Source organism: Bifidobacterium sp. UTCIF-1 (assembly GCF_006408915.1).
Taxonomy (GTDB): domain Bacteria; phylum Actinomycetota; class Actinomycetes; order Actinomycetales; family Bifidobacteriaceae; genus Bifidobacterium; species Bifidobacterium reuteri.
The window spans coordinates 62,104-74,020 of record NZ_JFAG01000009.1 but is presented as its reverse complement, the minus strand read 5'-3'; the positions used below and the strand labels follow the sequence as shown (position 1 = coordinate 74,020).

12 protein-coding genes are annotated in these 11,917 nt (G+C 63.9%); 2 read left to right on the top strand and 10 right to left on the bottom strand.

What is annotated here, in order from left to right:
• From BW09_RS05260 to BW09_RS05240, 5 genes are all read right to left on the bottom strand, one after another.
• Window positions 1-366, bottom strand: coding sequence for a PrgI family protein (locus BW09_RS05260; protein WP_140463215.1), 366 nt, complete (start codon window positions 364-366; stop codon window positions 1-3).
• Between the two features lie 29 nt (window positions 367-395).
• On the bottom strand, window positions 396-1,247 hold the full coding sequence (locus BW09_RS05255) for a hypothetical protein (protein WP_140463218.1): 852 nt from the start codon (window positions 1,245-1,247) through the stop codon (window positions 396-398).
• Window positions 1,248-1,311: 64 nt separating this feature from the next.
• Window positions 1,312-1,515: a hypothetical protein gene (locus BW09_RS05250; protein WP_033494380.1), complete on the bottom strand. Its 204-nt coding sequence runs from the start codon at window positions 1,513-1,515 to the stop codon at window positions 1,312-1,314.
• 162 nt (window positions 1,516-1,677) lie between these two features.
• On the bottom strand, window positions 1,678-4,590 hold the full coding sequence (locus BW09_RS05245; protein ID WP_140463220.1) for an LPXTG cell wall anchor domain-containing protein: 2,913 nt from the start codon (window positions 4,588-4,590) through the stop codon (window positions 1,678-1,680).
• Between the two features lie 286 nt (window positions 4,591-4,876).
• Window positions 4,877-6,586 carry a SpaH/EbpB family LPXTG-anchored major pilin gene (locus tag BW09_RS05240; protein WP_140463223.1) on the bottom strand — a complete coding sequence of 570 codons (1,710 nt, stop codon included), beginning with the start codon at window positions 6,584-6,586 and terminating at the stop codon, window positions 4,877-4,879.
• 407 nt (window positions 6,587-6,993) lie between these two features.
• Between BW09_RS05240 and BW09_RS05235 the strand changes: the two genes are divergently transcribed.
• Window positions 6,994-8,163, top strand: coding sequence for an ImmA/IrrE family metallo-endopeptidase (locus tag BW09_RS05235; protein ID WP_181161753.1), 1,170 nt, complete (start codon window positions 6,994-6,996; stop codon window positions 8,161-8,163).
• Complete coding sequence (locus BW09_RS05230; protein ID WP_140463228.1) at window positions 8,160-8,723, top strand: DUF4411 family protein; 564 nt, start codon at window positions 8,160-8,162, stop codon at window positions 8,721-8,723. Before BW09_RS05235 ends, BW09_RS05230 begins: the two co-directional genes overlap by 4 nt.
• Before the next feature lie 83 nt (window positions 8,724-8,806).
• Here BW09_RS05230 and BW09_RS05225 read toward each other — a convergent pair whose 3' ends face one another.
• Genes BW09_RS05225 through BW09_RS10890 form a run of 5 tightly spaced genes read right to left on the bottom strand, consistent with a single transcriptional unit; the run spans window position 8,807 to window position 11,730 of the window.
• Complete coding sequence (locus tag BW09_RS05225; protein WP_033494383.1) at window positions 8,807-9,025, bottom strand: hypothetical protein; 219 nt, start codon at window positions 9,023-9,025, stop codon at window positions 8,807-8,809.
• Window positions 9,022-9,603, bottom strand: a complete 582-nt coding sequence (locus tag BW09_RS05220) for a ParA family protein (protein WP_140463231.1) — start codon at window positions 9,601-9,603, stop codon at window positions 9,022-9,024. The genes BW09_RS05225 and BW09_RS05220 overlap by 4 nt, the downstream gene beginning before the upstream one ends.
• A 44-nt stretch (window positions 9,604-9,647) precedes the next feature.
• Window positions 9,648-10,232, bottom strand: a complete 585-nt coding sequence (locus tag BW09_RS05215; protein WP_181161754.1) for a WhiB family transcriptional regulator — start codon at window positions 10,230-10,232, stop codon at window positions 9,648-9,650.
• Window positions 10,229-11,581 carry a helix-turn-helix domain-containing protein gene (locus tag BW09_RS10895; RefSeq protein WP_181161755.1) on the bottom strand — a complete coding sequence of 451 codons (1,353 nt, stop codon included), beginning with the start codon at window positions 11,579-11,581 and terminating at the stop codon, window positions 10,229-10,231. The genes BW09_RS05215 and BW09_RS10895 overlap by 4 nt, the downstream gene beginning before the upstream one ends.
• Entirely contained in the window at window positions 11,578-11,730 is a 153-nt protein-coding gene (locus BW09_RS10890) for a hypothetical protein (protein WP_181162073.1), read from the bottom strand. The genes BW09_RS10895 and BW09_RS10890 overlap by 4 nt, the downstream gene beginning before the upstream one ends.
• Between the last annotated feature and the right edge of the window lie 187 nt (window positions 11,731-11,917).

Here is an 11,917-nt window from a genome sequence, read left to right as displayed (position 1 = left end):
TCATCCGTCCTTCCGTTCGCTGATGGCCTTCCTGCCCCGTTTCCGTTCCCGCCGGCGAGACCGGGCAGGCCCGTCGATGAAATACCGTTGCTGCCCGAACCGGCATGCGATCACGTATCCGAACCAGACCTCCGGTTTCAGACCCTTCGGCCGCAGCCAACCCCATGCGGCCAACGGCAGGTTCACGAGGAACACCACGTACTGGCCGACGTCGGGGAGCCCGAACAGGCGCCAGAACACGAGCCACACGACCGCCGACAGGCAACCCATCATCGCGGCCGCGGCGAGCTGCCGCCAGCTCATGCCCCACATGACCCGCGCCTCGGTGGCCGTGATCTCCTTATAGATCCTGATCTCCAACGCCATCGCCGCCGCCTTTCCCCTGTCGCTCGCGTCTATTCGCCGAACACGGCCTTGGCGGTGGCCGAGGACACCATGACCAGACAACCGAGCATGATCGCCCCCAACAGCAGCGTGCCGAAATTCGCGATGATGTACTGCCACAGGTCGCCGCCGTCCACATACCCGTCAAGCCGCAGCGCCTCGCCGACGAACGTGCGGTACAGGATCACGCCGACCGTCAGGGTGATCGCCTGGAACGAAACCTGCCCGTAGCGTTTCAGATAGCCGACACCCATCATGCGCGTATGCTCCGAAGCCATGAACACGATCGGCAGCGACGCGAAACAGGTCAGCATGTAGATCTGCATGAACCGCATGTACACGACCGCCAGCAGCACCACGCCGGCGATCTGCGAGACGATGAACGGGATCAGCACCAACACCATGAGCCCGCTCTGGCCGATCAGACCCGCATCCTCGATCGCGGATCGCATCTGATCGCCCAACAGCTGCGTCTCGCTGCCCGGCGCGGCCGCGAGCACGCCCGACGCGGCGGACACGATCTGCGAGACGACCGCATCGATGCCCTGCAATATCAGCGCCGCATGGGATGCGAACAGGAGCACGAGCGCGCATTTGAGCAGCACGCCGCCGATGATCTTCACGCCCAGTTCGCGGTCGCCGTCCGCGCGGGTCGACGCGCGGGCCAGTTCCAGCGTGAACACGATGCTGGCGATGGTGGCGGACACCGGTTTGACCGCGCTCGTATGCACCGATCCCGCCATGTTGTACAGGCCCGCGTTGAACTCGGCCGGCCCCAATGCGAGCCGGCCGAGTATGCTGCCGTCGATGCCGCCGCCGATCGCGTTGAGCATGTTCACGCACGGTTCCACCAAGTCCGCCATGACCGGTTCACCTTCTTCGTTTGACTGTCCGATGCGAATCGAACGCCCGCTTGCCGACGGGCGTTCAGAAGCTGAGGTTGGCGAACAGTGCGGCTGCGGCGATGATGACCGCGCCTCCGACCAGCTGCCATATGCCGGATTGGGTTTGCGGGCCGGAATGGTCCTTCAACCCTCCGGCCAGGGTGATCGCGCCCCATACGCTCCAGATGCCGCCGCCCAGCAGCGCGGCCTTCTGCAGCAGTTCGAGAATCGTGGTGATCGTGTCCATGACGGCTCCTTTGCGGTGATGGGACTCAATGGTGAGTGACGGCCGCCCGGTGTTGTCGAAAGCCGGACGGCCTTGGCGATGGGATGCGGCCGGTCTGATGGTCGGCGGCATCCCCGTAGGAACCGTTGCGGCCATGCGAATAATGCGCGGCTGCAACGGAAGTCAGAGGTCGGAAACCGGGTTCCTGCGATGTGTGTGGGCGATGCGGAGCATGGCGAAACCGGTCAGCAGGACGAGCACGCCGATCGTGATGATGCCGGTCAGATCGACGCCGGTGTGCGGCAGCATGCGTTTCATGTAGGCGCTCCAGTCGTCCGGTTCGCTCGTGATCGGCGTGTCCGTGCACACCGTGCCGGGTTCGACCGGCTGCGCGGGCTTGTCGTCGAACGGGTCGTCGTCCTTCGGCACGCATTCGATGACCGGCGCGGCCTGTACGGTCGCGCGATCGGTGTGCAGGTCGGTGACGCCGGTCAACGTGCCGGTCACGTCCACGGATTCGCCCGGCTGCAATACGAGCGCCGCCCAACCATCCGGGTATCTCAGATCGGTGACCGTGCCGTCGCCGGCGATCGTTTCGTCGGACAGTTCAAGACCGGTCAGGGGCACGTCGCCGGTGTTCGTGATGCGGAACACGATCGTCGTGCCGTCGCCCGTGATCTCCAACGCGTCCTTCGTGTCGTCGCGGTCGCCCTCCTCTAGGCCGGACGCTTCGTCGAACTTCTCCACGACCACGGACGGGGAGCGTTCGGGCGTGCGCGTGGTCACCGTGTTCGACGGGCGTTCCACGCCGTTCAGCGTCTCCGTGAACGTGTTGGAGAACTCGCCGGCCTTCACCCGGCGGAACTGCACGTACGCGCGCCATGCCTGCGCGTGCGCGCCGTCGGCCGACACCAAGTCGAGATAGCGCTGCGTGGCTGCGACCGTGAACGTGCCGTCGCGCATGTCCAGAGAGAACAGGTCGCCGCCGAACTTTGCGGAATCGAAGCCGCTGCCCGCGATGCGCGAGCCCTTCGCCGCGATCACGCTGCCGGCCGCGTCGTGCAGGTCCTCGGCCGCGTACACGGCCCACTGGCCGGCGTATTCGTCGCCCGACTCGTCGTAATCGTCGTCGATGCGCCATTCCGTCACCTGCGGGTAGGCGCGGTTCGCGGGCAGCAGGGAGGAGTCCAGCCGGTAGAGGAACAGCTGATCCTTGTAGAGGCTCATGCCGTCCGCGCTGTCCGCGCCGACGTCGACCGTCACGTCCTTGAACGGGTCGAGCCGAGCGAGCACGTTCGTGACCGTGTTCGACACCGCGCGGCGCTTGTTCGTGACCTGCACGGCCGTGTTCTCGACCGAACCGCCGTCCGCCGCCGCGATGACCGTCATCGGCAGCACCAGCTGGTACGTCTTGCCGAGCAGCGACTGGTCGATGCCCGCGTCACGTTCCGCGGACAGTTCACGCCGCGCGTATTCGGCCAGATCGGCGGGCTGCGGGTCGCCCGGCAGCACCGTCCCGTCGACAAGCGTGGTGTCCACGGTCTTGAAGAACGCGTAGACGACGCCATCGGCGACCTGCACGTTCACCCGGTCGGTCACGTCCGCGCCCTGCTCGTCAAGCACCTGGATGCCGGCTTCGTCCACGTCCAGCACGGTTTCGTCGTAGTCGTCGATCACGCCCAGCCGGCGCACCGGATACGCCGGGTCGGCCAAACCTGCCGCGTCGATCGTGATCCGGTAGTACAGGCGGTCGCCGACCAGTACGGTCTTGCCGTCGATGTCCACCGGCGCGTCCGCCTGCGTGTCCTGCTTGACCGGCTGCGGGTCGACCGGCCGGTTCGTCACCTCGTTCGACTCCAATCCGGAATTGTTCAACGTGATCCAGCCGCGGTTCGCGATCACCGTGTCCGTGGCCGCATCCTCGGACACGGTCGCGTCGAACTCCAGCCGATACCGGTGACCCGTGTACGGATCCCAATGCTCGTCCAGCCAGTCGCGCCGGAACGAGACCGACAGTTTGTGCCCGGCGTCGTCCCACTCCACGTCGTACGCTTCGGCCGGCACCGTCACACCGTCACGCGCGTCGATGACCGTCAGGCTCTCCTTGACCGGCGTCGTGCGCACGTCGTACTCGTCCACGAACTCCAGCGTGTGCAACGTGTAGTCGGATGCGGCCCCCACCTGCAATTCCAGCTCATAGGTGACCGTCTGGCCGGGCAGCACGCTGCGGCCGTCGATGCTCGACCCGTCGCCGCCTTCCGTTTCGCTCGCGGTCACATCCTTGTCGAACTCCGGGCGCACGATGCACAGGCGAGGCTCGTTCGTCTCCCAATACTCGTGATCGGCCCAGAACACGCCGCCGCGGTTGACCAGCTCGTGTTTGCCGTCGCTGCACGTATTGTCGAGCGATCCGCTGCGCGTGCGCATCGCGTCGATGTCCCGCTGCAGATCCTCGCGCACGTCGAACCTCACGTCGAACGGCACCAGCATCGAGAACTGCAACGACTTTCGACGTTCCCTCAGGTCCAGCGACGCCAGATACTCGGCCGTCGCCTTCGCCGTGACCGTCATGCCCTCCGAGACGATGTCGAAACGGTCGGTCACGTCCTTGCCGGTCACGTTGATGCCGTCCAGCGAGGGAGCGTCGTATTCGTCCATTTCGGCCACGTACACGCGTACCTCGGACACGTCCCGCACGTCGAGATACCGGTCCACCAGCGTCCAATCGTCCACCAGCTCCAACCGGGTGGGCTCATCCCACCACGGCACCGTGAAATTCACCGCCGCCGCGACCACGTCGCCGTCAAGGAACGACATGCCGTCCGCGCCGACGTGATTATCCCTCTCGGGATCGGAAACCATCCGCCAGACGCCGTCGTCGCCCATGTGCACCCACGCCTTGTTCGGCAGATACCAGCCCAGCGACGCCGTATCCGCCGTATTGCCATGTCCGCCGGCCGTACCGCCGACCACGCCGCCGCTCCCGGTGCCGGCTGCGCCGTCCGGCGACCCCAATGCCAGCATCGGCGACACCAGCAGGCACACCGCCGCGGCGATGGCCGCCGTGATACTGCATTTCCTTCCCAACACGCCCATATGAAACACTCCCTTTCACGAGGAGCCAGACCCCGGCCGACGGCCGCCGCCGCGAGAAAAAGGGAGAGAGAAACCCGCGACGGCGAACGACGAACCGGAAAGCCCGTGCGGATCATTTGACCGGAGCCCACCATTGGCGCCCCACCGCACGCCAGACAGTATCCGGCCCCGCATCCGCCGCCCGTGGTCCCGGACGGATATTGGAGTTCCGTATACCGTGAGCAAACACGAAAGCCCCCGTCGCGCGATTCCGTGGGGTTGCGCGACGGGGGCGGTTGTGGAGCATTTATTTGAGCAGGCGCCCCTTGCGGTAGGTCATGACGGCGATGATCGTGCCGCCGGCGGCGAGCAGGCCGCCGATGACGAGGAACAGGACGATGCCGCCGCTGCCGGTCAAGGGCAGGTTCGTGATCGTGGTGACGTTGCGCACGAACAGCAGGCCGTTCTTCTCGATCTGCACGAGCGAATCGGCCAGTGAGGGCACGCGCCCGAACACGACCAGCGCCGTTTTGCCGGGATCTGCGGTGATCGTGACCTTGAACCGCACGCCGAGGTCACGGTAGCCGTCCGGCACTCCGGTTTCGCGCACCCAGTACGTGCCGGCGGCCAGACCGTCGAACCTCACGAGGCCGTTGCGGTCGGACGTGGCGGTCACGTCCTCGTCGGGACGGTCGGCGCGACGGTATTTGGCGTCGTCCGCGAACGTGTCCGCCGTGTAGAGCGTGAACGTCGCGCCGGCAAGCGGCGTCTTGCCGTCCTCGCCGATTTTGTCGAACTGGAAGCCGTGCGTGTACACGGTGGTGTCCGGAGGCGTGAGCTCTCCGGTCTGGTTGGTTTTCGGATCGTTCGAGTACGTGAGCGTGACCGTGTTTGTGTTGCCGTCGCCGTCGATCGTCGCATGCTCGGTGAGCGTGGCCGAATAGTCGACGCGCAGCAAACCGCCCGCCATGCCGTCACGGCCATTCGCGTAAACCCATGCGCTCAGATCGAGATCGATCGTGGTTGCCGTGCCGCCGTCGGACTCACTTGCCTGCAACGTGTAGTCGTTGCCGTCGAGCGAACTCCATGACCGGCCGTCCTTGCTGGCCGTGACGGTCAGGTCGTTGTTGAACCGCTGGCCTTTCGACAGGGTGTCCGTCAGACGGAACACGTACGGGTTGGCCGCATCATTCGTGTATTTCGTGGTATCGGGGATGAGGGTTTCAATACGATAGTCCACGATATCGCCCACATTGCGGTCGTCCGTCAGCGTCGCGTCGTCGCCGTCGATGATGCTCTTGCCGATCGTGACGCGCTGGTTCTTGATCTCGGCCGTGCCGTCGGCGTTGCCGATCGGTGGTTTCGCGGCGGTGATCGCCGTACCGACCAGTATCGGCGCCGAACGCGTGGTACCGGTCAACGCCGTGTTCGCATCCTCCAATAGGTATAGTCCGGGCTGCAATCCGGCGAACACGACCGAGGAAATCGTGCCGTCGTCGGCCGGCGTCGTCGTGCCGGACATGACCGGCGCATCCGTGACGGAAACGGTGGCCGCCATGCGATCGGCGAACAGCCGCCAAACCGGGGAATCCTTCACATCGCCCTGTCGCGCCAACCATATGATCGGATCCTCGCCGCCGGAACCCGTGTCCGCCGCACCGTCGCCCCGTGTAGTCTCGCCAGCCGTTCCGCCGTCGGCATCGCCTGTGCCGGCCGGGTATTCGCTGTCGCCGACTTTCGGCAGCGAGGCGATCACATCGCCGCGCACCGTGTCCTCGGTGCGCACGGTCATCGCGGAACCCTGGATCGTGAATCCGGCGAGCTTGACCACCTTGAAGTCCGCGCCGTTCAACGACGAACCCGGGCCGGCGTTCAGCGTGATCGAATCACCCAATACAGGCGTCGTCTCACCGGCCTCATCGGCATGAGCGATGCCGCCGGCCGACACTGTGGCCAGCAACAGCACGGCCGTCATCGTCGCGCGCAGCAACCGGCCGATCCTGTGGGAAGAGAACATGATCGGAATCCTTCACTATCCGCATCCCCTGAACCAAGGCACGAACCGCGTCGACGGGGAAGAGAAAGGAAGAGAACCCGACGGCGCGGCCATACCATGAGAGGGAAGGTGCGGAACGTTTACCCGAACCACCCTTGGCCCGACCGCACGCCCCTCATCCTGCCGCCGCCCGCCACGGCATCGTGGTCCCACCACGATAATCGTCACCGTCCGATGCCATCTATCGGTCGGTAGTTTCGTAGCATTTCTTTATGTTTGTATTTCTTTGTTTATAGTTGCATCGCTCCCATGTTGAAATCCACTCAGTCGGATATGATGAGATTTACCAATACCCACCCGAGGCTGCGGATCGCCGCTGTGACATGTGGTGGGTCTTTTTGTCTGCGGTATCGGAAGGGAGTGTGGCGATGGCGTCCATTACCGTGCATCCGGCCACGCTCCGGTGGGCCGTCAGTCAGAGTGGTGCTGATCCCGCGGCTGTGGCGCATAAGGATGGTCTGGCTGAGTTTCCGCAGTGGTTGAACGAGACGGGTCCGTTGAGCCTGTCCTTTACCAAGTTGTCCGCGATCGGTTCCGCGTTGCAGGTGCCGTTCGGCGCGCTGGTACGTTCCGTGGTTCCCGAATCCCGCGAGGATGAGTTGATCCGGTATCGCACGATTGATAACCACGGGGTCGAAGCGAGCCGGAATCTTCAGGATACGATCGCGGTCATGCGCAACCGTCAGGATTGGGCGCGTGACGAGATGATCGCGCAGGGCTTCGGGGAGAATCTGCTGGTCGGCAGTGTGCCGTCCCATGCAACCGCGGGTGAACTTGCCGCGCGTATTCGCGAGGGATTGTCTTTGGACGTTGGCTGGTGCCGGCATAAGAGCAGTGCCGACCGGTTCCGTTTCCTGCGCGGCAAGGCTTCCGACGCGGGTCTGATGGTGATGGTCGACTCCCGGGTGGGAACGTCCAACGCGCGCCGTCTGGACGTGCGCGAGTTTCGCGCGTTCGTGCTGTTGGATGACGTGGCGCCTCTGATTTTCGTCAATCGCAATGATTCCTATGCGGCGATGCTGTTCTCCCTCCTGCATGAGATCGGTCACGTGCTGCTCGGTTCCAATGAGGTGTACAACGACTCCTCCGTGGATGGCGGCAATGGCGTCGAACGCAAGATCAACCAGGCCGTCGTTCTGACGGTCGTGGATGACGAGCAGGAGTTCCGCGCGTATTGGAAGAAGATGGTTGCGGATGGCGCTCGCGTGCAGGCCATTGCGGATGGTTGCGCGAAAAGGTACGGTCTGAGCGCTTTGGCATTGACGATTCACGCCCGTAAGCTTGGCTTGGCCAGTGACGAGGACGTGCGTCTGGTCCGCGCCCTGAGCGAACGGCATGTGACGGATACGGAGGCCGCCGGTTCCGGTGGCAATCAGAACCTGACGAACGCTTCCCATCTGGACACGAGGTTCGTGCGCATGATCCGGGATGGTGTCGACCGGGGAAGCCTGCCCTATTCCGATGGCCTGTCCCTGCTGGGAGTCAGGTCCATGCACGCCTATGACGGCCTGCTCAAGGCGAAAGGCTTGGATCAGTGAGCGATCTGTTTTTGCTGGACTCGAACATTTTCATCGAGTCCTACCGCACCCATCACCCGTTCGCTTACAAGGAGTTTCATCCATTCTGGCGGTGGCTGGAACGTATGGCGCACAACGGCAAGATACAGCTGCTTGACACCGTGTTCAAGGAGATCACCCAGAAGGACAGCGACGGCAACCGTGACGAGCTGGCCGAATGGGCGTTCAACCTGTTCTCAGACAAACAGCTTTCGCATAAGACCGATGAAATCGGTGTGGCCTATGCGCAGGTTCAGGATTACCTGGCCACCTGCGGACTCTACCGGCCAGCCTCGTACCGTCAATGGGAGCCGGAAACCAAAGCCGACCCGTGGCTGATCGCCGCTGCAATGGTCGAGGACGCGATCGTCGTCACCAACGAGCAGGCCGTGCATCCCATGCCCAGCAGCCCGTTGAAAAAAGAACCCAAGATTCCCGACGTGGCCGACGCGATGGGCGTACGCACCATGAACCTACGCGAGTTCTACGACGCCAGCGGAGAACTCGTTTCATCGCCATACCCCATCCAGCCAACACTCTGATCCTGCATCGGCCATGAAGACATCGCGATGCAGTGCGGTGCCGGATACCTTCCGTCGTGTGATTGCGCATCCGGCACCTTAGATCACTCGTGCCGGTCGAGGTATTCGGCGAGGGCTTGGGCGACGAGGTCCTGCATGCGGATGCCCTTGATGCCGGCGGCCGCTTTGATGCGGTTGCGCAGCGAGGTGCGGATCTTGATGCTGGTGACCATGTAGGGGTCGTTGGCCGGTTCCTCGCGGTAGATATCGTCGACCGACGTGATCTCGCGTTCGGCGGGCAGATAGCTCAGGTTCCCTTTCATCGTCCGACCGCCCGTCTCAGCTCGTGCAGGACGAGACCGTATTCCCAGAGTTTGGCCGGGCGGTGGCCGAAGCTGGTCTTGATCTCCTGCCGTTTGGGCACTATCGTGTCGAATCGTGGCGTGTCCTGTGTTTCGAGCGCGTGCATGGCCTGCCGGAACGCGACCGTATTCGTTTCGACCCTGTTGAGCAGTACGGCGGCGGGCGTGCGTCCGGCCGCGTTGACGGTCGCCCATGCCTGCTGCAGGTCGACGGGCGATTCGGTGGTGGGCACGATCACGAAGTCGGCCATGTCGAGCGCGGTTTTGAGGCCCGCGTGCGTGGGCGGCGCGTCGATGACGAGCCATTCCCCCGGCGTGGCGCGGATTGCGGCGAGTTCGTCAACGGAAGCGGCCCGCACGTTGAACGGCAGCGTTTCGTTGCTGAGGTTGGCGATTCTGTCCCACAGGGTCGCGGAGTACTGCGGGTCGGCGTCCAAGAGCGTGACATGCTGCCCGTCGCGGACGAGCGCGTGGCACAGGTATTGCGCGATGGTGGTCTTGCCGACCCCGCCTTTGGCGTTGGCGATGGCGATTCTCATAGTGGTCTCCCTTTGTGTATGTTTTTGTGTTTTTCTTTGTTTCTTTATTTCTTTGCGGATGTGTCCGGTAGTGCATGATCGTCGGGCGTATCCGGGGGATCGCGTTCGCCGGGTTCAAGCCGGGTGAGCCTGCGTGGTCGGCCGAGTGGTTCGCCGTTGCCGGTTTTGCGGGCGCGCTCGTTGCGTCGCCGGTTGCGGACGATGCTGTGGATTTCGGGGTGGGCGTCGAGCCAGTCGAGTAGCAGCCGGTACGGTTTGGCGATGTCCGTCGCCTTGCGTTCGGGTAGAACGTCGTGGACGATGACGACGCGCATCGCGTACTGTCGTTCCTTGTAGGTCATGCCGCCGAGGATGCCGTGCGTGACCGGGCGCAGCAGGCTGCGGGCCAGGCACGGCATGAGCATCGGGCATTGCGCGCACAGGCGTTTGGCTGCGCCGCGCAGCATCTGGTCGGGGCGCGAGTCGCCGGCGGCGTCGAGTTCCATCCAGATCATGTCGTACAAGTCGAGCTGCGCCTGTGCGCACAGGCCGCCGGGCGGCAGCATCGACGTGTGTATCCACTCGTCGCCGCCCGGATCGCGTGCCGGTCTGCCGTCCGGCTTGCCAGTGGGACGGAACCCATCCATCATGCACTCCGTTCCATGCTTGGCATCCTGTCGAACGAGGCCGGCTGCTCTTCCTTCCGCCGCAGGTGTTCCTTCCAGCGTTTCGTCTGCTCGTCGGCTTCGATTCGCGCCCGCTTGACGGCTTCCGTGGTGCGCGCGTTGCCGTGCAGCGCCAGGTTGCGTTCGTCGTACGCGCATACCGGGCATTTGTCCCGGCGAATGGAGCCGTTGAGGTGGTTCTGCGCGAATGCGATGCGGCTGTTCGATCTGCCGTGCTGGAACGACGAGTAGCCGAACACCGGGCACTGTGTGACGGTTTCGCATGAGACCAGCACCGCCGCATGCGGGTCTTTCTCTTCCTTGTCTTTCGCGGACATGATCCCTGATTTGACGTGTTTGGCTCTGAGTCGTCGCTGCTCGATCTCGCCGCGCCGTTCCTGCCATAGGCGTTCCCAGCGTCGGGCGAACTCGGACATGCTCAGCATTTTCGGACGCCAGAACGGATTCTTGGCGGCCCACAGCACCAGCTCCAGAATCTCCATCTGGCTGTGTTCCGCGAGCAGTCCCGCTGCGGCGCGCTGGTCGCGCGCCCGTGGCGGTTTGGCCGTCACCTGTTCGCCGGCAAGCAGTTCGGCGAATCGTTTCAGCAGCGCGTCGCAATCGGACGCGGAGACGTTGTCCCCGACGACTGCGTCGTCCGACCGACGGTTTTCGCCGGTAAAGCCGAAACCTTGGTTCGGTTCGACGTCGAGGTCCGGCGCGTTGGACGATTGGCTGATGGTGGGCGTGTTGTTCTCGGCTGAGTCTCCCCGTGGGGAGATGTCCCCTTTAGGGGACAGAGGGGTAATAGGTTCATGGGATGGTTTGGGTGACTGCACGGTCACCGGGCTGGTGACTCGTAGTGCGTCGGGCGTCCTGCTGCCGTCCGGTGCTTTTCCTGCACCCGGTGACTGTGATGCACCGGGTGTCTCGCATGCGCCGGCGTCGGTATCCTGTGTGGTGTCGTCCGTTTCCTCCGCTTGGTTCTCGTCCTTGCGTGGCGTGCGCGGCTTGCGGTCCGTCGGCGCGGGCAGCGTCTCGTCGCGGTCCATGCAGATCTCCCATACGGTCGGTCGCTTGTACTCGGGCAGGTACTGGATCACTTCAGTGGCTTCCGACTTGCGGATGAAGCCGTTCTCCTCCAGCCAGCGCAGCTTGCGCTGCACCGACCGTTCGCACATGCACGAGTTCCTGGCCATCTTCTTGATGCCGGGGAAGGAGTTGCGCCCGTGCTCGTCGGCGTTGTCGGCGAGGTTGATGAGCACGAGCTGGGCGTACGGGTCCTCGATCAGCCGCTTGAGCGTGAACACGCGGCTCAATGCCTGGATGCTCATCGGCGCTCACCTCCCGCGGGATGCGCGGCCACGGCACGCCGCAACCGGTCAGCGCGGCTGACCGATTCGTCGAGATACGGTGAAACCGTGATATAAGACTTTCCCTCAAAACCTTGGTTTTCCGGGCTTTCGCACACGATGACGGTCACGCGCGCGGGTATACAATCCTGCTTGTAAGACATAAGAATCCAATCTCTGTCTGCACCGCGAAAGCCGAACCTTTCTCTTAACAAATGCTGGCTCTCGCGATTCTTGTGATTGGAATCCGGGAGACGGTTTTGCCGGCCGCCTCCACGGATCCCGAACGGACCTGGCCCTCTCCCGCAAGGAGAGGGC